The organism is Parasphingomonas zepuensis, from assembly GCF_036663735.1.
Lineage (GTDB): Bacteria > Pseudomonadota > Alphaproteobacteria > Sphingomonadales > Sphingomonadaceae > Sphingomonas.
Map to the genome: position 1 here is coordinate 514284 of NZ_JAXOJO010000005.1, position 21375 is coordinate 535658.

The following is a 21375-nucleotide window of genomic DNA, read 5'->3' on the forward strand; positions in this document are numbered from 1 at the left end:
ATGGCCGATCCGATCATCATCGCCGTCCCCAAAGGGCGCATCCTCACCGAGGCAGTGCCGCTGCTCGAGCGTGCCGGGATCACACCCGAAGCCGCGTTCGGCGACGAGGACAGCCGGGCGCTGCGCTTTTCGACGAGCAACCCCGGGATCGACCTGATCCGGGTACGCGCGTTCGACGTCGCGACCTTCGTCGCGCATGGCGCGGCGCAGCTCGGCATCGTCGGGTCCGACGTGCTGGCCGAGTTCGACTATTCGGAGCTCTATGCGCCGGTCGACCTGGGGATCGGGCATTGCCGGCTGTCAGTCGCCGAGCCGGCCGACATGGCCGAGACGGACGATCCGCGCGGCTGGAGCCATGTGCGGATCGCGACCAAATATCCCTATGTCACGCGGCGCCATTTCGAGGCACGCGGCGTCCAGGCCGAGTGCGTGAAGCTCAACGGCGCGATGGAACTGGCCCCGACGCTGGGCCTGGCACCGCGGATCGTTGATCTCGTCTCTTCGGGCAAGACGCTGAAGGAGAACGGGCTGGTCGAAGTCGAGGTGATTGCCGAAGTCACCTCGCGGCTGATCGTCAACCGGGCTGCGTTCAAGACCCGGGCAGAGATAGTGCCGCTGGTCGAGGCGTTCCGGCGGGCCGTGGCGATGGAGCAGGCGGCGTGAGCGGCCCCTCCAATCTCCCCTCCCCTTCAGGGAAGGGGTTGGGGGTGGGGCCTCTATTCATCCTTCATCGTTCGTGGGTGTGGAGATGCCCCACCCCAACCCCTCCCCTGAAGGGGAGGGGCTTGAAGTGATCCGGCTCTCCACCTCTGAGCCTGGATTCGAACGGGCCTTCACCACCCTCGTCAACGCGCGTCGCGAGGCCGACGCGGATGTCGCGCGGGACGTGCGGACCATCGTCGCAAGCGTGCGCGACGAGGGTGATGCGGCGGTGCAGGCATTCACGAAAAAGTTCGACCGGCACGATCTCAACGCTACCGGCTGGCGGATCGAAAAGGCCGATTGGCTTGCCGCACTGAACGGGCTCGAGCCGGAACTGCGCGCGGCGTTGGAGCTCGCGGCGGAACGCATCGCCACCTATCACCTCAAGCAGAAGCCAGCGGACAGCGACGAGATCGACTCCGCCGGCGTCAGGCTGGGCGCCCGGTGGAACGCGATTCAGAATGCCGGCATCTACATCCCGGGCGGTCGCGCTGCCTATCCTTCCTCGGTGCTGATGAACGCGATTCCCGCCAAGGTGGCCGGAGTCGAGCGGCTGGTGATGGTGACGCCGACGCCCGATGGCGAGGTCAATCCGCTGGTGCTGGCCGCTGCCCATATCGCCGGCGTGGACGAGATCTGGCGGATCGGCGGGGCGCAGGCGATCGCGGCGCTGGCTTATGGCACCGGCCGGATCGCCGCAGTCGATGTGATCACCGGGCCGGGCAATGCCTGGGTCGCCGAGGCCAAGCGCCAGCTTTACGGCGTGGTCGGGATCGACATGGTCGCCGGGCCGAGCGAGATCGTGGTGGTGGCGGATGGAAAGAACGATCCGCACTGGATCGCGGCCGACCTGCTGAGCCAGGCCGAGCATGATCCGACCAGCCAGTCGATCCTGTTCACGGACGATGCCGCGTTCGGCAAGGCAGTGGCCGAGGCAGTCGATCTTCAGATCGGTCAACTCTCCACCGCGCAGGTGACTCGGGCGAGTTGGGACGCGAACGGGGCGATCATCGTCACCGCCGACCTGTTCGAGGCGATCCCGCTGGTCGACCGGCTCGCACCCGAACATCTCGAACTGGCGTGCGACGATCCGCAGGCGCTGTTCGACCGCGTGCGCCATGCAGGCTCCGTATTCCTGGGCCGGCACACGCCCGAGGCGATCGGCGACTATGTCGCCGGGCCCAACCATGTCCTGCCGACCGGCCGGCGCGCCCGCTTCGCGTCGGGCCTCTCGGTGCTCGACTTCATGAAACGCACCAGCTTCCTCCAGCTCGACCAAGCGGCGCTGAGCGCGGTCGGCCCGGCGGCCGTAGCGCTGGCCGAGGCGGAGGGGCTTCCCGCCCATGCGAAATCAGTGGCGCTCCGCCTCGCGGGTGACCAGACGGAATTGAATCTATGACCAAGTTGAACGCCCGATCCAAGGCCCGCGCCGCCGCGCGGCTTGCCGCCACCCAGGCGCTCTATCAGCACGAGATGGAGGGAACGCCGGTCGCCAAGCTGCTGCACGAATTCCACCAGCATCGGCTCGGCGCGACGATCGAGGACGCTGAATATGCCGAAGCCGAGGTCGATTTCTTCGATGATATCGTGAAGGGTGCCACCGCGCGCCAGGGCGAAATCGACGTGGCGATCGCGGGCAAGCTGGCCAAGGGATGGGCGCTCGAACGGCTCGACCGCTCGATGCGCGCGATCCTGCGCGCGGGGACGTACGAGCTGATCGCGCGGGCCGACGTGCCGACGGCGACGGTGATCACGGAATATGTCGATGTCGCGCACGCCTTTTTCGACAAGCGCGAGGCCGGTTTCGTCAACGGTCTGCTCGATGCGATCGCGAAGGATGTTCGCTCTTAATCCTCCCCCGGAAGGGGAGGAACTAGGGTGAACGAAGCCGAGTTTCTCGCCGCGCTCCGCACCCTGCCGCTGCATCCGGCGGCGCGAGGATTGCTTGACGATGCCGCCCTGCTCGATGCGGGTGGCCCACTGGTCCTAACCAGCGACACCATCGTCGAGGGAGTGCACTTCCTGCCCACCGATCCGGCCGTGGATGTCGCCTGGAAGCTCGGCGCGGTGAATATGTCGGATCTGGCCGGCAAGGGCGCACTGCCCCTGGGCATGATGCTCAATTATACATTGGCCGGGGATTCCGCCTGGGATGCCGGCTTCATCGAAGGGCTGCGTCAACTCGATTGCAAGCTGATCGGCGGGGATACGGTATCGCTCCCCTCGGGCGCGGCACGCATACTCACCCTGACCGCCTTCGGCATCGACGCAGCCGCCCCGCCTCGAAGCGGTGCTCGGGCGGGCGATGCGCTTTACGTCACCGGTACGATCGGGGATGCGGGTGCGGGGCTCGCGATCGCCCGCGGGGCGGACGGGCCCGACGAATTGCTCACCGCCTATCGCCGCCCGATGCCTCGCATCGGCGACGGACGCGCGCTCGCCCCATTCGTCCATGCGATGATGGACGTCTCCGATGGGCTGCTGATCGATGGTGCCCGCATGGCTGAGGCAAGCGGGCTCGCGCTGGAGATCGACCTGGCCGCCGTGCCGCTGTCCCCCGCTTATCGCAGCTTCGCCGGCGACAGCCGAGAAGCCCGCATCGCTGCGGCGACGGCGGGGGACGATTATCAATTGCTGTTCGCGGCGCCAGCCGGCTTCGCCCTGCCGGTGCCCGCCACCCGGATCGGGCGCTTCGCCGCCGGATCGGGACTGAGCCTGCGCGAAGGCACCGAAATGGTGGCAGTCCCGTCCCGCCTCGGCTTCGAGCACGCCGGCTGAGCGGCTTGCGCTCGGGGCACGCCCCTTTATACATCCCCGCAAATCGTTGACGACACGGGTCTTAAGGCCCGGCGCAGCGGAACCAGGGGAAGGATACATATGACGATTGTCTATGCGGCCATGATCTGCGGCCTCATCGCCGTGCTTTATGGCGTCATTACCAGCCGACAGATTCTTGCCGCCAGTCCGGGCAACGAGAAGATGCAGGACATCGCCGCCGCCATCGCGGAAGGCGCCAAGGCCTATCTCGGCCGGCAATATCGCACCATCGCCATCGTCGGAATCGTCGTGGCCATCCTGGTCGGCTATTTCCTCGGCATCATCTCAGCCGTCGCCTTCGCGATCGGCGCAATCCTGTCGGGCGTGACCGGTTTCATCGGCATGAACGTGTCGGTGAAGGCCAATGTCCGCACGGCAGAGGCCGCGCGCACATCGCTGCAAGGCGGCCTGACCATGGCATTCCGCTCCGGTGCAGTGACGGGCATGCTGGTCGCGGGCCTCGGCCTGCTCGCGATCACCGGGCTGTTCTGGTACCTCATCGCGCAGGGCAAGTACGATCTCGCCGTGCAGGCCGATCGCCGTGTCGTGGTCGACTCGCTCGTCGCCCTTGCCTTCGGTGCCTCGCTGATCTCGATCTTCGCGCGTCTCGGCGGCGGCATCTTCACCAAGGCGGCCGACGTCGGCGCCGACCTAGTCGGCAAGGTCGAGGCCGGCATTCCCGAGGACGACCCGCGCAACCCCGCTACCATCGCCGATAACGTCGGTGACAATGTCGGCGATTGTGCCGGCATGGCAGCCGATCTGTTCGAGACCTATGTCGTCACCATCGGCGTCACGATGGCCTCGATCGCGCTGCTACTGCCCAATGCGGACCAGCTGTTCCAGCTAATGACTCTGCCGCTGCTCGTCGGCGGCGTCTGCGTGATCACCTCGATCATCGGCACCTATATGGTCCGTCTCGGCGCAAGTGAGTCGATCATGGGTGCGCTCTACAAGGGCTTCTGGACGACCGTCGTCCTCTCGATCCCGGCGATCTATTTCGCCACCCAATATGTGCTGGGCGACATGGGCACCGTGATCGGCGGCGGCTCGTTCCTCGACGGCGACGTTACCGTCACCACCGGCTTTACCGGCATGGCGCTGTTCTGGTGCATGATGATCGGCCTCGCGCTCACCGGCGCGCTGGTGTGGATCACGGAATATTACACGGGCACCAATTATCGCCCGGTCCGCTCGATCGCCAAGGCATCCGAAACCGGCCATGGCACCAACGTCATCCAGGGTCTCGCGGTCAGCCTCGAAAGCCCCGCGCTGCCGACCATCGTGATCTCGGTCGCGGTGATCGCAACCTATCAGCTCGCGGGCATCATCGGGATCGCCTTCGGCGCAACCGCGATGCTGGCGCTCGCCGGCATGGTCGTGGCGCTCGATGCTTACGGCCCCGTCACGGACAATGCGGGCGGCATCGCCGAAATGGCCGGCCTGCCGGAGGACGTCCGTCACCGCACCGACGCGCTCGATGCGGTGGGCAACACCACCAAGGCAGTGACCAAGGGCTATGCGATCGGCTCCGCAGCGCTCGCCGCCCTGGTGCTGTTCGGTGCTTACACGACCGATCTGGGCATCTACTTCCCCGATCTCGCGGTCGATTTCTCGCTGAGCAACCCTTACGTCATCGTCGGCCTGCTGCTCGGCGCGCTGCTGCCGTTCAGCTTCGGCGCGTTCGGCATGACCGCGGTAGGCCGTGCGGCAGGATCGGTCGTGGAGGACGTCCGCGCTCAGTTCCGCGACAATCCGGGCATCATGGCGGGCACCAGCCGCCCCGATTATGCCCGCACCGTCGACCTCGTCACCAAGGCAGCGATCAAGGAGATGATCATACCATCGCTGCTGCCGGTGCTGGCACCGATCGCGGTCTATTTCATCATCACGGCGGTGGCTGGCCAGGCGAGCGGCTTCGCGGCGCTCGGCGCACTGCTGCTCGGCGTGATTGTGTCGGGGCTGTTCGTCGCCATCTCGATGACCTCGGGCGGCGGCGCCTGGGACAATGCGAAGAAGTATATCGAGGACGGCAATCACGGCGGCAAGGGCAGCGAGGCCCACAAGGCCGCGGTGACCGGCGACACGGTGGGCGATCCCTACAAGGACACGGCAGGGCCTGCGGTGAACCCAATGATCAAGATCACCAACATCGTCGCGCTGCTGCTGCTCGCAGCACTGGCGCACGCTGCCTGAAACAGGCGGGGGAGCACTCCTCCCTCCGACCTGCGGAACAGGCCCCGTCCGGCGACGCCGGGCGGGGCCTTTCCTTGTGACCGCGAATGCCCCGATTCGGCGCCAATCGCCTGAACATGCTGACTTTCGCGCGGTGCGGCAGTCGTTTACCGTGCGCACAAAGCTGTTCGGGGGGAACGATCGTGCGGGGAATGTTTTTGCGCGCGGGTGCGCTGCTGATGTCGGGCTCGGCGGCGATCGCCGGCCAGAGCGCGTCCGATAGGGCCATAACTGCGCCGGCACCGGCCGCCGCGCCCATCGCGGCCGAGCAGTTCGCGCGCCTCCCCTTTATCGAGGGGCCACAATTGTCGCCGGACGGGACCAAAATCGCGGCGCGAATTGCGGTGAACGGCGTGCAGCGGCTCGCGATCATTCCACGCGGCGACCCCAGCAAGATGGTCCAGATCAACGAAGGTGCCGTGGACCTCAACAGCTGGACTTGGGTGAACAACGACTGGCTGATTGCCCAGGTCGGCGCCACGGCACCCGTAGAGGGCGACAGCTGGTATCTGCGGCGCGCGATGGGGGTCAGCGCCGACGGCAAGAAAATGGTGATGCTGGGCAAGCAGGACGCAGCGCAGAACGCCGACGACATCCTGTGGATGGCCCGCGACGGCACACCGCGCGTCCTGCTAGCGATGCAGACGTCGGTCTATTCGAGCGATGCCGGTTTCTGGCCGGAGGTACGCGAATTCGACATCTCGACCGGCAGAGCAAAGCGCATCCTGGCACCCACGCTCAACGTCATGGACTGGTATGCCGACGGGGCCGGCACGGTTCGCCTCGGCATCGCCTATGTCGATTCGACGCGCAGTTACCGGATGCTCTACCGCGAGCGGAAGGACCAGTCCTTCCGCACCATCGACCGTGTCCGCGGCCCGGGCAAATCGCTCGGCAACGTCCCGGCGATGTTCCTGCCGGAACCGGGCAAGGCGATCGCCTTTGACGACGATGACGGATTCAACGCGATCTACAATCTCGACCTGGCGACGCTGAAAACCGGAGAGAAGCTGTTCGACGTCGCCGGCTATGACGTCGGGAGCCTGATTGCCGATGAGAGCCACACGCGGATCATAGGGGTGCGCTATACCGACAGGCGGGCCCGCACTCACTGGTTCGATCCGACACTTGCCGAGGTCCAGGCGCAGATCGACAAGGCGGTAGGCACGCGCAACGCGCAGATCGTCTCCTGGAACCGCGATTTCAGCAGCCTGATCATCTTTGTCGGCGGGCCCGATTACCCCGGCAGCTATTATACCTACAGGCCCGACGAGGGGGTGATGCACCTGCTTGCGGCCGTTAACGAGTGGCTTGGCAAGACGGCTTTCGCCCCCGTCAGCACGATCCGCTACAAGGCGCGCGACGGGCTCGAAATCCAGGCGGTGCTGACTCGCCCCAAGGGCGCAACGAAGAATCTGCCGCTGATCGTGATGCCGCATGGCGGGCCGTTCGCGCGCGACGACGAGAGCTGGGATTGGTGGGCGCAGTTCCTGGCAAGCCGAGGCTATGCCGTGCTCCAGCCCAATTATCGCGGTTCATCCGGCTTCGGCACGGAATTTTCGGAAAAAGGCAACGGCCAATGGGGCCTCGCGATGCAGGACGATCTGATCGACGCGATCGCCTGGGCAGCCAAAGAGGGGATCGCCGATCCCAAGCGCGTCTGCATCGTCGGGGCTTCCTATGGCGGTTACGCGGCGCTTCGCGCGGCACAACGCGATCACGGAACCTATCGCTGCGCGGTTTCCTATGCGGGGGTCTCGGATATGGCGGCGATCCTCCGCTATGACGGCGGCTACCTGAACGGTGGCCGCAGCAAGGATTTCTGGCGCACCCAGGCGACCGACCTGAAGGCCGCGTCACCCGTCAATTTCGCGAGTGCGTTTTCCATTCCGGTGCTGATCATGCACGGCAAAGTCGATGCCAGGGTGCCAGTGAAGCAATCGCGCGAGATGGTCGAGAAGCTGAAGGCGGCGGGCAAACCCTATCGCTATATCGAGCAACCCAAAGGCGACCATCATTTCTCGCAGGAGGCGGATCGTGTGCAGTTCCTGAAGGAGCTCGAGGCATTCCTGAAGGAATATAATCCGGCGTGAGGGGGGCCGGACAGGCGATACGGGCTGACGCTTCCCTTTTTGCGCCTCGTACGCTAAGGCGCGCGCTCACGATTTCCCCAACATCGCTAGAGGTTTGTTTGGCCAAGGAAGAATTGCTCGAAATGCGCGGCCAGGTGGTGGAGCTTCTGCCCAACGCCATGTTCCGCGTAAAACTCGAAAACGACCACGAAATTCTCGGCCACACCGCCGGCAAGATGCGCAAGAACCGCATCCGCGTGCTGGTGGGCGACGAGGTGCTTGTCGAGCTGACCCCGTACGACCTGACCAAGGGTCGCATCACCTACCGCTTCAAGTGACGCGCGCCGCGTGTCATCCCGGTGAAGGCCGGGATCCCGGCTGAATGGAGCCGCCAGTGCGGCTCGTCCTCGCTTCCACCTCCCCGCGCCGCCGCGACCTGCTCGCGCGGCTCGGTGTCGAGCCGGCGCGTGTCGCCGCCCCCGATGTCGACGAAACCCCGCTGCCCGGTGAGTTGCCGCGCGTCCATGCGCTGCGCCTGGCCGAAGCGAAGGCGCGCGCGATCGACCGGGCGCCTGGCGAGATCGTGCTGGCCGGCGATACGGTGATCGCGCTGGGCCGCCGGATCCTGGGCAAGGCCGATGACGCGCCGGCCCTGCGCCGCATGCTCGGCCTGCTCTCAGGACGCCGCCATCATTGCCTGACCGCCGTCTGCGTGATCGACGCGACCGGCACGGCGCGCACGCGCCTGTCCGATACGATCGTCGCGTTCAAGCCGCTGACCGCGGCCGAGATCGACGGCTATGTCGCGAGCGGCGAGGGCCTTGGCAAGGCGGGCGGCTATGCGATCCAGGGTCGGGCGGAGGCGTTCGTACGCTTTCTATCGGGCAGCCATTCGGGGGTGATCGGCCTGCCGCTGTTCGAGACGCGCGCATTGCTCGTGACCGCCGGGCTTGATCTTGGCTGAGTGGCTGTACGAGGCCGGAATCGGCGAAGCGCGGGCGGCGCTGGTCGACGACGGGATCGTCGAGGCGCGAATCGAGGTCGATGACGGCGCTCCGCGAGTCGGCGCGATCCTGCCAGCCCGGCTGGTCGAGATCACCGTCAGGGGCCGCGAAGGCCGTGTAGCGCTCGACGGCGGCGGCGAGGCGCTGCTTGCGCCGCTGCCAGTGGGCATCACGCAGGGCGCGGCGCTGACGGTCGAGATCGTGCGCGAGGCAATCCCCGAGCCGGGCCGGCCCAAGCTGGCCAGGGCCGTGCCCGCCGAGCCCGGCGCGGCCCCCACCCCCGGGCCCGACCTGCTGGCACGAATCACCGCATCGGGTGACCCGGTGCGGCAGCTCCGCGCGCACGAGCCCGACCATCTTGAAACAGCGGGCTGGTCCGAGATTCTGGAAGAGGCAGTAACCGGGGAAATCTTCTTTTCGGGCGGTGCGTTGCGCATGTCACCAACCCCGGCGATGACGCTATTCGATGTGGACGGTCAGCCACCGCTGGAGGCGCTGGCGGTTGCCGGTGCGCATGCTGCGGGCGCCGCAATCGTTCGCCACGATATCGGGGGCTCGATCGGGATCGACTTCCCCACGATCGAGGGCAAGGCCGCACGCCAGGCAGTGGCCGCGGCGATCGATGCCGCGCTTCCACCACCGTTCGAGCGTACCGCGATGAACGGCTTCGGCTTTCTGCAGATCATCCGGCGGCGCGCACGGGCGTCGCTGCCCGAATTGCTGCTGGCCGACCGGGCAGGAGCCGAGGCGCGCGCCCTGTTCCGGGCGATCGAGCGGACCCCGCCGCCGGGCTCGCGGCACCACCGGGTGGCCCCGCGCGTTCTCGCCTGGCTGACCGCACGCCCGGGCCTCGTCGCCGAACTGGCGCGGCGCACCGGTATGGATCATGAATTCGAGGCACGATAGATGGCGAAGAACGACAAATGCCCGATCTGCGGCAAAGCAGCTACGCCGGAGCATACGCCGTTCTGCAGCCGCGGCTGCCGTGACCGCGATCTGCTGCAATGGCTCGGCGAGGGCTATCGCATCCCGGCGGGGCCAGCCGATCCGGAAGATCCATCGGCATCACCGCGCGGGCTGGACAGCGCCAACGACGCCGATTAAGAGGCCCGCTCTTTCCGGCGCCCTCCACGCGGCGCCAGGCAAGCCCGGGTAGCTCAGTTGGTAGAGCATGCGATTGAAAATCGCAGTGTCGGCGGTTCGATCCCGTCCCCGGGCACCACATTTCCAGCCCTGCTGCCGCTACACCGCCGTCTGTGGCCTTCCCCGTGCATTGAGGGTCGCCATGATTTAGGTTCGTCAGGCCAACGTAATATACATCAAACAGCTTAACGGGCCGGATCGTCGATGCCCAGAAGCGGCGACGGCCCATCGGCGCGGTCCTGGTTTCTATACGCCATTGAGATGGTGTTATACTTACGGGGGAGCGATCGCGCCGCATTTTTTATAAAAAATAATGATGTTAAACATAGCCATCATTACCATTTTGTTCCGCGAAGTTGTTTATATTATTAAATGACGCAGAAAAAAATCCTGGCCCGTTTCTGATCGCAAACAATACTGCAACACATTATCAATCACATGGAAATGTTTATTATCGGACATGCGCCGTTCCATCTTGGCGTTTTTGCTTTGGCCCTGTTAATGATCCATTCGACACGCTCGAGTGTATGAGGGGTCAGTTAGGGTGGGAGAGGGATCGGATGGGCGTTCGCCGAACGGGGCATCGACCGGACCGTATATCGTTCCCGGCCTGTTGCTGATCACGGGATCGATCGGTGGGTGCGGATTGCTGGCTTGGGCGGTGTTTGCGGATGCGCCCAGGGGAATCGCCCTCCTGGCGGTATTCTGCAATGCCCTTCTCGTCGGCCTGTTGCTGTGGCTGGCGCTGGATCGCCTGACGCGCCAGCGGCGTGCCCTGCAGGAGGTATCGATGGCGCTCGACATCGCGGCGATCGCCCTGACGCGCCCCGATGGCGAAATCACCTATTGGTCGCAGGGCTGCGAACAGCTCTTCGGCTGGCCCGCAGCCGAGGCAATAGGTCGCAAAAAGCATGATTTGCTCCATTCCCGGCCCGGGCACGCCGCCGCCGGCGTGACGGAGCAGGTAGTGCTTGAGCAGTGCCACGACGGCAGGGCGATCAGCGTGCTCGAACACATCCAGGTGCTGGAACGGCGCGGACGCGAAAATCTGTACGTGGTGCGCATGCTCGACATCTCCGAGCGCGTCGCCGCCGAGACCGCGCTGCGATTGAGCGAAGCGCGGCTCGCAGTGGCAGCCGAGGCGCACCAACTCGGGGTATCGCAATGGGACGTCAAAACCGATCGACTGGAATGGTCGGCCGGATCGGAGCAGCGCCTCGGCCTGCCGACCGGCGCGCTGGCGACGTTCCAGGACTGGTATGCTTTTGTCGACCCGGACGATGCGCAAAGAGTGCTGGATACGATCAATCGGGCCGTTGCCAATCATGACGACCGGGCCTTCTTCAGATACCGGTTCCGCCAGATCGATGGTGCAAGCCGCACGATCGAGGGGGCGGCCCGGTGCTTCTACGACGAGCATGGCACGCTGGAGACCGTGATCGGCGCCAATCTGGATGTCACGGAACGCAACGAGCGCGAGACGGCGTCGCAGCTTCGCTCGATCATCGAAACGATCCCGGATGCAACGGTCGTGATCGATTCCGCCGGCATCGTGCGCAGCTTCAGCCCCGCCGCCGAGCGCATGTTCGGCGTCGATGCCGCCGGCGCGATCGGGCGCAGCGTGAAGTTCCTGATGCCGGACGCGATCGCCGACGGGCACGATTCGTCGCTGGAGCGTTATCTGGAGACCGGCGAACGGCGCATGATCGGCAGCACGCGGGAGCTGACGGGGCGCCGCGCCGACGGATCGCCCTTCCCCGTAGAAGTCAATATCGGCGAGGCCTGGCTGAACGGCGAGCGGATCCTCATGGGGGTCATCCGCGACCTCTCCGATCGGATCTCTGCCGAGCAGCGGATGAGCGACCTCAACGCCGAGCTCGCCCATCTGTCCCGCCAGAGCGCGATGAGCGAACTTGCCGCCGATCTGGCGCATGAACTCAACCAGCCGCTCAGCGCGACCGCCAATTTCCTGGCAACCGCGCGAATCCTGATCGAGCGCGGCGAGGATGGCGGCCAGGTAGCCGATCTGCTGCGCCTGGGCGAGGAACAGACGCTGCGATCGGGCGAGATCATCCGCCGCCTGCGCGACTTCCTGGCCAAGCGCGAAGGCGAGATGCGGGTCGAAACGCTCGAGATGGTCGTGCGCGAAGCAGTCGAGCTGGTGCTGTTCGGCACTGCCCAGTTCGATATCCGCCTGACCTACGCGCTCGATCCGGCTGCCGACAAGGTCTTTGCCGACCGTATCCAGATCCAGCAGGTACTGGTCAATTTGCTCCGCAATGCGGTCGATGCGCTGCGGCCCCAGCCGGTCGGGACGCGGGAGATCATCATCGCCTCGCGCGCGGTAGGCGACAGCCTGATCGAGGTATCGGTCAGCGACAGCGGGCCCGGCCTGCCGGCCGAAATCGACAAGCGACTGCAATCCCGCTTCACCACGACCAAGGACGGCCCGGCAATGGGCATCGGGCTGTCGATCTCGCGACGAATCGTCGAGGCCCATGGCGGAACGCTCGTCGCGGAGAACAGGCCGGACCGGGGTGCCATTTTCCGCTTCACCTTGCCCGCGCTGGAGGAGATTGAGGAATGACCCGCAGCATCTATCTTGTCGACGACGACGACGCGGTGCGCGCCTCTCTGCACAGCCTGATGTCGCTGCAATCCGATCTGCTGGTCCGAAGCTTTCGCAGCGGCGACCTGTTCCTGTCGAGCGCCGGCGATCTCGATCCCGGTGTCCTGCTGCTCGATTTCCATATGCCTGGATCGAACGGAATCGAAGTGCTCAGCGCGCTGCGCGATCGCAACATCAAGAAATTCGCGCCGGTGATTCTCACCGGCGAAGGCAATGTCGGACTTGCGGTGCAGGCGATGAAAGCGGGCGCGCTGGACTTCATCGAGAAGCCCTATGAGGCCGAAACGCTGTTGCGTACTGTCGAGGTCGCCTTCTCGCGCCTAGCCGAGGACAGCGCCGCCGCCGCGCATGCCGAACAGGCCAGGATCAAGATCGCGGGATTGTCCCCGCGCGAGCGCGACGTGCTGATGGGCCTGATCGAAGGGCGCGCCAACAAGGTGATTGCGTTCGAGCTCGATATCAGCCCGCGCACCGTTGAAATCTATCGCGCCAATCTGATGACCAAGCTCGGCGTACGCAGCCTGCCCGAGGCCCTGCGGATCGCTTTCGTGGCGGGGCTCATCGGGCAACCATAGCGATCCGCATTCTCATTCGTCCTGACCACGCCATGGCCCGGCGGACACGGGCATCCGCCAGTCCGCCAGCGTGTCGACCACATCGGCCAGCGCCCGGCCATGGTGCACCGTACGCAGCCGATCGGCGGCCAGCGCTCCATCCAGGCTGTCCGCGATGACGATGATGCCCCCCCAGTTATCGCTGTCGATGAGCGGCTGAAGCCGGTCGCCCAGCGCCGCTTCGTCGATCACCAGAATCCGGGGCGCCGGCGCGGCCCGATGAAGGAGAGGATCGTCCGGATCCGCATCGAGCGTGACGAGGCTTTCGCCCTGGAGCGACAGGCGCGCGATCAGCGCGCTCCGCAGGCTGTGGTCGCGTACGATCAGGACGATCAATTCCGTTGACGTCACGACACAGCCGATCTCGATGGATGGGAGCCCCGTTGAGGCTAATCATGTCGATCCCGCCGATCTGCTCGGGAAAAACACGTAGCGACCAATGTCGCATCATCGTTACCATTCGGTTGAACACCACTGACAGCGACATGGATCAGAGGATGATGCGGAACAACGCACCGCCTGCGTGTCCGTCGAGAATGTCGATCGTGCCGCGATGCGCGACCACGACCTGCCGGGCGAGGTTCAGCCCCACTCCATTACCCTCGGCGCGAGTGGTGAAGAAAGGCAGGAAAATGTCACGCCGCAGATTCTCCGGCACCCCCGTCCCACTGTCCTCTACCTCGATCCAGATACGGCCCGCCACGTTGGACAGACCAAGCCGCACCCAGGGCCGGGCCGCACCACGTCGCGTCGCCTCGGCCGCGTTGCGGAGCAGGTTGATCAGCACCTGCGCCAGCAGATCGGGATCTGCATCGAGGACCAGGCCGGGCTCGATCTCGAGCGTGAGCGGCACATCGGCCCATTCGGCCGCGAACAACCGGGAAAGCTCGGCGGCAAAGGGCGCAACCTCGAACGACCGACGGCGCAGCTCGGGCGCGTGGGAGACAGCGCGGTAGCTGTCTATGAAGCGGCGCAGTCCCTCGGCGCGTCGGGCGAGCGTTGTTACGGCGACTCGCGCGTCGGGAACGTCGGGTGGCTCGGCGTCGAGCAGCAGCTGAGCGGTGCCCGCCAGCGAGGTCACCGGGGTCAGCGAGTTCAGTATCTCATGCGTCAGAACGCGGACGAGATCGGTCTGCGCGGCCATCTCGATCGTATCGAGCGTGCCCTCGACCGGCTCGACCGTCACTGCGCGGATACGCAGGCCAAGCCGTTCGAGCGACGCCGAACGCACGATCGCCCGCTGCGGGCCGCCGGCCATGCGCAGGATGAGCAGTTCCCGCCGCGGCTCGCCCATGTCGCCCAGCCGCGCGGACAGGGTCGCCCCATAAACCGCAAAATCTTCGGGCCGGCTGCCTTGGTGCCGGCCGAACAGCCGCCGTGCGGCCTTGTTGGCAAGCGTAACGCCATGCGCTGCGTCGACCGTCAGCAGGGCGATCGGCAGATCGTCGACCAATGCCTCGAGATAGCGCGTCTCGCGCGCCGCACGATCGCGCTCCTCCTGCAGCCCGCGCATCGCCGTATCGAGCGCCGCCGCCAGCTCGCTGAAGCCCGCCCCGCCGCGCCCGTCGACGCGGGTCGCGAAGTCCTTGCCGTTCAGCGCCTCGATGAAGCGGGCGATGGTGCGGTTGGTGCGATCGATATGCGCCCAAAGACCGACCACCGCGGCGAGGACGAGCAGGCCGGCGAGGATCCGTGCCGCCGCCAGCCCCGCCACCTCGAACGACCAGAGGAACGCAGCAAGCGCGGCGAGCAGCGCGACGACCCACGCGGCGAGAAGCAGCGTGAAGCGGCGATCAAAGCCCATGCTTCTCCATCCGGCGATAGAGCGCCGCCCGCGACAGGCCGAGCGCCGTCGCGGCCATCGAGATGTTGTAGCCGTTCTGCTTCAGCGCCTCCTCGACCAGCCGCCGTTCCACCTTTTCGAGATTGAGCTCCGACGCGGGCGGCGCGACCACTGCCTCAGGCGCGACGCGTGGCGCCGAACCGCCGAGGGGGAAATCCTCCGGCTCGAGCGGCGCGTCGCCCGCCAGGATCACCGCTCGCTCGATCGCGTGGCGCAGCGCCCGGACATTGCCCGGCCAGTCATGCGCGGCAAGCGCGGCCCGAGCCGCCGATGTCAGCTCGGGCACCGGCCGGTTGTAGCGTCGGGCATAATGATCGAGGAAATGGGCGACCAGCGCCGCGACGTCTTCCCGTCGGTCGCGCAGGGGCGGCAGCTCGACCTCGACCGTGTTGAGGCGGAACAGCAGATCCTGCCGGAAATGCCGGTCGTCGCGCAGCATCTGCGGCGTCATGTTGGTCGCCGCTATCACGCGGATGTCGACCGGGATCGGGCGATTGGCCCCGACCGGCGTGACCTGGCGCTGCTCCAGCACGGTGAGCAGCTTTGGCTGGAGATGCAGCGGCAGATTGCCGATCTCGTCCAGAAACAGCGTGCCGCCGTCAGCCGCCTGAATCCGGCCGATCCGATCGGTACGGGCATCGGTGAAGGCCCCCTTCACATGGCCGAACAGCTCGGAATCGATCAGCTCGGTGGCGATCGCGCCGAGATCGACCGTCAGCATCGGATGGCGCGCCCGCAGCGACTGATTGTGAAGCGCGCGCGCGACCAGTTCCTTGCCCGTCCCATTCTCGCCGAGCACCAGCACATTCGCCTCGGTCGGGGCCGCACGAGCGACCAGCGAATGGACCCGGGCCATCGCGGGCGAATTGCCGATCAGCGGGGTAGCCGTCCCCGGCGCCGGATCGGTAATCGCGACGACGCGCGCCTTCTCGACCGCCACCGCGCGCCGCGAGCGACGGAGCGAGGCGGCGGTGCGTACGGTCGCGAGCAGGCGCTCGTTCGACCATGGCTTCGACACGAAATCGGTGGCCCCGCGCTTCATCGCCTCCACCGCGACATTCACGCCGGCATGGGCGGTGATCATCACCACCACGAGCTCGGGATCGATCGCGAGCAGGCGATCGAGCCAGGCCAGCCCCTCCGCCGCATCGGTCGCGCCGCGCGCAAAATTGGCGTCGAGCAGGACCACATCGGCCGAACGGCCGGCAATCGCCGTGATCGCCTCGTCGGGCGAGCGGGCGGTGACGACGTCGTGAAACAGGCTGCGCAGCAACAGGCGTGCCGCGACGAGGATGTCCTCGTCATCGTCCACCACGACGCAAAGATCGAATTCCGCCTGCTTCCCCATTGACCGCTCCCGTACAATCCACGTGCGAAATCGGACAGTCAATTTCCGTGCCAGAAACCGGCCCCCGGGAAAATCACCCGCAAATCCGCCGCTTTGGCCATCTGGCACGCGCCATGCTGAACGGATCATTGCCGATCCGGCACAATAGGAGAAGACCCATGAAACTAACCCTGAAGCCGCACATCCTGAGCGCGATCGCTGCGCTCGCCATCACGGCCTGCCTGACCTTTGCATCGGCTGCGCCCGTCGTGACGGTCGCGTCGCTCAGCGGCGGCCAGATCGCGTGACCCGGATTTGCGTCCGGTTCCGGACGGCCATGTCCGGAACCGGACAGTGGATCGAGCATCAGCCGTGACCCGGCCCGCAATCAGGACTGGCACGCCGCTTGCTGAGCCTGCTCCGGACAAAGGAGTGGCAATGAGTGTCGTACGCATGACGGGAGACCAGCCGGGCGACCGCCCGGTGACGGGTAGCGGGATGGACCGGGTCGTCGAGACCAAAAAGCTGTCGCGGCGCACCCGCATCGGGATCGCCGGTGGCGCGCTGCTGATCCTGCTCCTCGCCTTCTGGTTCTTCGCCCCGCGCGGTGGATCGCAGACCGTCGCCGCCGATCGGCTCACCATTTCGCCAGTCCGCACCGGCACCTTCGAGGATTTCATTCCGCTGCGCGCCCGCGTCACCCCGCTCCTCACCGTCTATCTCGATGCGATCGAGGGGGGCCGGGTCGAGAAGGTGATCGCCGAGGACGGCGCGAGCCTCGCCAAGGGCGAGCTGATCGTCGAGCTGTCCAATGCCGAGCTTCAGCTGTCCACGCTGGCCCGCCAGACCGAAGTCGAGCAGCAGATCAACAATATGCGCAGCCAGGAACTGGCGCTGGCCCAGACCCGTCTGGCCAATGAGCGTTCGATGATTGAGGCCGATCTCGCCGCGACTAAGACGCGCCGGCAATATGAGCGCGAGCAGCCGCTCGCTGCGCGGGGCTTCGTTTCGGGCAAGCAGTTCAACGATACGCGCGACGAATATCTCTCCGCACAGAAACGGACGGAAGTCATCCGACGCAGCCAGGCGACCGACGAACGGCTGCAGGGAAGCCAGCTTGCCCAGCAGCGCGCCTCCGCCGCATCGATGCAGTCGAGCCTTCAGCTCGCCCGCGCGAATCTCGACGCGCTCAACCTGCGCGCGCCGGTCGCCGGCCAGCTTTCGGGCTTTTCGATCCAGGTCGGCCAGTCGCTCCAGCGCGGCGAGCGGATCGGGCAGATCGACAGCCCGGGCCGCAACAAGCTGATGGCCGGCGTCGACGAATTCTATCTGGGCCGGGTCCAGCTCGGCCAGAAAGCCAATGTGGAGTGGGGCGGCAAGAGCTTCGCCGCACGCGTAACCAAAATCTATCCCCAGGTGCAGAACGGCCAGTTCCAGGTCGACCTGCAGTTCCTCGGCACCGAGCCGGCCAATATCCAGCGCGGCCAGACGTTGCAGGCGAAGCTGACCTTGGGCGATCCGGCGCCGGCCCGGCTGATCCCGGCAGGCGCTTTCTACAACGAGACCGGCGGCAACTGGGTGTTCGTCGTCTCGCCTGACGGCAGGAGCGCAGTGAAGCGCCAGGTCCGGCTCGGGCGCCGCAATCCCGATGCGATCGTCGTGCTCGACGGGCTCGATCCGGGCGAGCGCGTCATCACCTCCCCCTATACCGGTTTCGCCGACAAGGACCGGCTCGACCTCACAGTGAAAGGACAATGAGCATGCTGGAAATGCGCGCGCTTTCGCGGACCTACCGCAGCGATACGATCGAGACCACCGCGCTCGACGCCATCGACCTGGACATCGTCGATGGCGAGTTCGTCGCGGTGATGGGTCCGTCGGGCTGCGGCAAATCGACTCTGCTCAACTTGATGGGCATGCTCGATTCGCCGACGAGCGGATCGTACATGTTCAACGGCCAGGAAGTGGCCGGCCTGCGGGAGAGCCGGCTGGCCGAGGTGCGCAAGGCGAATATCGGCTTCATCTTCCAAAGCTTCAACCTGGTCGACGAGCTGTCGGTGCGCGAGAATGTCGAACTGGCGCTGCTCTATCACGACGTGCCCGCTGCCGAGCGCAAGCGGCGGACCGATGCGGTGATGGACCGGGTGGGCATCGCGCACCGCGCGCGCCACCGGCCGAGCCAGTTGTCGGGCGGCCAGCAGCAGCGCGTAGCGGTCGCCCGCGCGCTCGTCGCCGAGCCCAGGCTGATCCTCGCCGACGAGCCGACCGGCAATCTCGATACCAATCACGGCGATGAAGTGATGCGCATGCTCCAGCAGCTCAACGCGGAAGGATCGACCATCGTGATGGTCACGCATTCGCCCGCCCATGCCGATTATGCCAGCCGGGTCGTCAACATGCTCGATGGCCGCATCCTGCAACAGCATCGCCGCGCCGCCTGACGCCCGATCGTTAAGAGGAAACCAGCCATGTGGCGCAATTACCTGACCGTCGGCATCCGTGCGCTCGCCAAGAACCGGGCCTATGCCTTCATCAACATCGCCGGGCTCGCGCTCGGCATCGCCGCGTGCCTGCTGATCCTCGGCTTCGTGCGCTACGAGTTCAGCTATGACGACTGGCTGCCCGAAGCCGACCAGGCGTTCCAGCTGCAGGATTATTATCTTCCCACCCAGCGCGGCGGAGAGGAGATGAAGCTGCAGCAGGCCAGCTTCATCTCGGGCCAGGCGCTCAAGAAGGATTTCCCGCAGATCGAGCAGGCGGTCTACATCACCCGTGGCGGCGTGGTGATCCAGAAAGACGGGCAACCCTATGCCGCAAACAAGCCGGTGCTGACCGACGGGCCCCTGTTCAGGATCCTGCGCATCCCGTTCGTTCACGGCGATGCCGATCATGCGCTCGACGACCCGCACGCCGTGACGATGAGCGTGACCCAGGCCAGGACGCTGTTCGGCACCGACGATGTCGTCGGGAAAACCGTGACGCTGGTGAGCGGGAGCATGACCGCCGACTATCGCGTGACCGGCGTGTTCGCTGACTTGCCCAAGAATTCGGCGCTTGCCTTCAACCTCGTCGCACGGTTCGATCCGCAGCAATATTATGCCCTTGATCCAACCATGCTGACGAGCTGGAGCAACCAGAACGGCAGCTATTATATCCGGCTGGCAAAGGGCGCCACGGCGAGCGCGATCAACGACCAGTTGCCGGCATGGGAAAAGCGCAACATTCCCGACGAGGATGACGGCCAGACCCGGACCAACCCCGGCACCGACCAGGACTGGAAGCTGGTCAATATCCGCGACGTGCATCTGGGCGAGGCGCAGAACGGCTCGATGAGCCCCGGCAACGACCAGCGCACGATCCTGACCTTCGCGATCATCGCCCTGCTGATCCTGGGCATGGCATGCGTGAACTTCACCAACCTGGCGACGGCGCGCGCAACGCAACGCGCGCGCGAGGTCGCATTGCGCAAGGTGCTGGGCGCGACACGGCGGCAGCTGATCACCCAGTTCGTCGGCGAATCGCTGCTGCTGGCGGCGCTGTCGATGCTGGTCGCGCTGGCGCTGGTCGAACTGGCGCTGCCGGGGCTTAACGCCTTCCTCAAAGCGCAGATCAAGCTGCGCTATTTCGCACTGGACGGCCTGTTCCTGCCGGTTGTCCTCCTCACCCTGTTCGTCGGTCTGGCGGGCGGGCTCTATCCGGCGTTCGTGTTGTCGCGCTTCGAGCCGGCGCGGGTGCTGAAGGCCAACAAATCCGCGGCCGATGCCGAAGGATCGGGCCGGCTGCGCAACATATTGGTGGTCGGGCAGTTCGCCGTGTCGATCGGCCTGATCATCTGCACCACGATCGTCTATGCCCAGACCGTCTATGCCCGCACGACCGATGCCGGGTACCGGCGCGACGGCCTGCTGCAGATCGAGGGCATGGGGCGACCACAGGCGCAAGCGGTGGCCATGTCGATCCGCCAGGAGCTGCTGCGCGTACCCGGCGTGACCGCGGTCGGCCGTACCCAGATCGCGGTCGATGGCGGGCGGAATTCGCAGACCGAGGTGCAGCTCGCCGGAGCGACCGACCGCGTCAGCCTGGGCGTCTATGCGATCGAGCCGGGATTCTTCGACGCCATGGGCATGAAGCTGCTGGCGGGCCGTGCGCTGCGCGAGAACGACCCGATGGACGACGCGACGCTCCCGACGCCCACCACCGACGCGGCCGAGCAGGCGCTCGTCCGCCGCGGGGCGAACATCGTGCTGAGTGAGGCGGCAACCCAGCGCCTGGGCTTCAGCAGCCCGCAAGCGGCATTGGGCAAAGTCCTGATGACCAGCCTGGTGTCGAACGAGAATGGCCTGGTGCCATCGACCGTGGTCGGCGTGGTCACCGATGCGCGGTTCCGCTCGGTGCGCGATCCGTTGCAACCGATCTTCTATTACGGCCAGACCAACGGCTTCGTGCAGGGGATGGTGCGATTCCAGGGGGTCGACCCCAAGGCGGTGTACGACCGTACCGAAGCGATCTGGAAGCGGCTCGTGCCCGACATCCCGTTCCGGGCGCGGTTCGTCGATGATATCGTGCGGGACCTCTACGATGCCGATGAGGCGCGAGCCACGTTGTTCGGCGCCTTCGCGATCCTGGCCGTGGTGATCGGGTGCCTCGGGCTGTTCGGCCTGGCTGCGTTCACTGCCGAACGGCGCACCAAGGAGATCGGCATCCGCAAGGTGCTCGGTGCCGGGACCCGGGACATCGTGCGGCTGCTCGTCTGGCAGTTCAGCCGACCGGTGCTGATCGCCAACCTGATCGCCTGGCCTGTCGCCTGGTGGGTGATGCGCGGCTGGCTCAACGGCTTCGACAGCCGGATCGCGCTAACCCCGGTGCCGTTCCTGCTTGCCGGGTTGCTCGCGATGCTGATCGCGATCGGGACGATCTCGGGCCATGCGTGGCGCGTGGCGCGGACCAACCCGATCCGGGCTTTGCGGTACGAGTGAATGGACGTCCCGG

The 21375-nt window shown here is 66.0% G+C and carries 19 protein-coding genes and 1 tRNA gene; 17 read left to right on the top strand and 3 right to left on the bottom strand.

Annotation, left to right across the window (positions count from 1 at the left end; all coding sequences use genetic code 11):
• The 13 genes from hisG to U1769_RS20405 all read left to right on the top strand — a co-directional run bounded on the left by hisG (position 1) and on the right by U1769_RS20405 (position 13177).
• Complete coding sequence (gene hisG, locus U1769_RS20345) at positions 1 to 663, top strand: ATP phosphoribosyltransferase (protein WP_332719707.1); 663 nt, start codon at positions 1 to 3, stop codon at positions 661 to 663.
• A 127-nt stretch (positions 664 to 790) separates the two neighbouring features.
• Positions 791 to 2101, top strand: coding sequence for a histidinol dehydrogenase (gene hisD, locus U1769_RS20350; RefSeq protein ID WP_332719709.1), 1311 nt, complete (start codon positions 791 to 793; stop codon positions 2099 to 2101).
• Complete coding sequence (gene nusB, locus U1769_RS20355) at positions 2098 to 2553, top strand: transcription antitermination factor NusB (RefSeq protein ID WP_332719711.1); 456 nt, start codon at positions 2098 to 2100, stop codon at positions 2551 to 2553. The genes hisD and nusB overlap by 4 nt, the downstream gene beginning before the upstream one ends.
• Positions 2554 to 2580: 27 nt before the next feature.
• Positions 2581 to 3480: a thiamine-phosphate kinase gene (gene thiL / locus U1769_RS20360; RefSeq protein ID WP_332719714.1), complete on the top strand. Its 900-nt coding sequence runs from the start codon at positions 2581 to 2583 to the stop codon at positions 3478 to 3480.
• 99 nt (positions 3481 to 3579) lie between these two features.
• Entirely contained in the window at positions 3580 to 5715 is a 2136-nt protein-coding gene (locus U1769_RS20365) for a sodium-translocating pyrophosphatase (protein WP_332719718.1), read from the top strand.
• A gap of 191 nt (positions 5716 to 5906) precedes the next feature.
• On the top strand, positions 5907 to 7847 hold the full coding sequence (locus U1769_RS20370) for an alpha/beta hydrolase family protein (protein ID WP_332719720.1): 1941 nt from the start codon (positions 5907 to 5909) through the stop codon (positions 7845 to 7847).
• Between the two features lie 98 nt (positions 7848 to 7945).
• Positions 7946 to 8164 (top strand): translation initiation factor IF-1, encoded by a 219-nt coding sequence (gene infA, locus U1769_RS20375; RefSeq protein WP_010162480.1) that lies wholly within the window; start codon positions 7946 to 7948, stop codon positions 8162 to 8164.
• Between the two features lie 56 nt (positions 8165 to 8220).
• Entirely contained in the window at positions 8221 to 8790 is a 570-nt protein-coding gene (locus U1769_RS20380) for a Maf family protein (protein ID WP_332719722.1), read from the top strand.
• On the top strand, positions 8783 to 9736 hold the full coding sequence (locus tag U1769_RS20385) for a ribonuclease (protein WP_332719724.1): 954 nt from the start codon (positions 8783 to 8785) through the stop codon (positions 9734 to 9736). The genes U1769_RS20380 and U1769_RS20385 overlap by 8 nt, the downstream gene beginning before the upstream one ends.
• Positions 9737 to 9934, top strand: a complete 198-nt coding sequence (locus U1769_RS20390) for a DNA gyrase inhibitor YacG (protein WP_332719727.1) — start codon at positions 9737 to 9739, stop codon at positions 9932 to 9934.
• 42 nt (positions 9935 to 9976) lie between these two features.
• Positions 9977 to 10052, top strand: a tRNA-Phe gene (locus U1769_RS20395).
• Between the two features lie 465 nt (positions 10053 to 10517).
• Positions 10518 to 12560 (top strand): PAS domain S-box protein, encoded by a 2043-nt coding sequence (locus U1769_RS20400; RefSeq protein WP_332719730.1) that lies wholly within the window; start codon positions 10518 to 10520, stop codon positions 12558 to 12560.
• Positions 12557 to 13177, top strand: coding sequence for a response regulator transcription factor (locus tag U1769_RS20405; RefSeq protein WP_332719732.1), 621 nt, complete (start codon positions 12557 to 12559; stop codon positions 13175 to 13177). The genes U1769_RS20400 and U1769_RS20405 overlap by 4 nt, the downstream gene beginning before the upstream one ends.
• Before the next feature lie 12 nt (positions 13178 to 13189).
• Here the strand turns inward: U1769_RS20405 and U1769_RS20410 are convergent, their stop codons facing one another.
• From U1769_RS20410 to U1769_RS20420, 3 genes are all read right to left on the bottom strand, one after another.
• Positions 13190 to 13567 carry a hypothetical protein gene (locus U1769_RS20410; protein WP_332719734.1) on the bottom strand — a complete coding sequence of 126 codons (378 nt, stop codon included), beginning with the start codon at positions 13565 to 13567 and terminating at the stop codon, positions 13190 to 13192.
• Positions 13568 to 13706: 139 nt separating this feature from the next.
• Positions 13707 to 15020, bottom strand: coding sequence for a sensor histidine kinase (locus tag U1769_RS20415; RefSeq protein WP_332719736.1), 1314 nt, complete (start codon positions 15018 to 15020; stop codon positions 13707 to 13709).
• On the bottom strand, positions 15010 to 16407 hold the full coding sequence (locus U1769_RS20420; RefSeq protein WP_332719738.1) for a sigma-54-dependent transcriptional regulator: 1398 nt from the start codon (positions 16405 to 16407) through the stop codon (positions 15010 to 15012). The genes U1769_RS20415 and U1769_RS20420 overlap by 11 nt, the downstream gene beginning before the upstream one ends.
• A gap of 158 nt (positions 16408 to 16565) precedes the next feature.
• Between U1769_RS20420 and U1769_RS20425 the strand changes: the two genes are divergently transcribed.
• The 4 genes from U1769_RS20425 (at position 16566) to U1769_RS20440 (ending at position 21362) form a co-directional block, all read left to right on the top strand.
• Positions 16566 to 16694: a hypothetical protein gene (locus U1769_RS20425; protein ID WP_332719740.1), complete on the top strand. Its 129-nt coding sequence runs from the start codon at positions 16566 to 16568 to the stop codon at positions 16692 to 16694.
• Positions 16695 to 16824: 130 nt separating this feature from the next.
• Positions 16825 to 18144 (top strand): efflux RND transporter periplasmic adaptor subunit, encoded by a 1320-nt coding sequence (locus U1769_RS20430; RefSeq protein WP_332719742.1) that lies wholly within the window; start codon positions 16825 to 16827, stop codon positions 18142 to 18144.
• 2 nt (positions 18145 to 18146) lie between these two features.
• The gene (locus tag U1769_RS20435) at positions 18147 to 18827 is read left to right on the top strand and encodes an ABC transporter ATP-binding protein (protein ID WP_332719744.1); all 681 of its coding nucleotides are present in this window, start codon (positions 18147 to 18149) and stop codon (positions 18825 to 18827) included.
• A gap of 27 nt (positions 18828 to 18854) precedes the next feature.
• On the top strand, positions 18855 to 21362 hold the full coding sequence (locus tag U1769_RS20440; protein WP_332719746.1) for an FtsX-like permease family protein: 2508 nt from the start codon (positions 18855 to 18857) through the stop codon (positions 21360 to 21362).
• Positions 21363 to 21375: the final 13 nt, after the last annotated feature.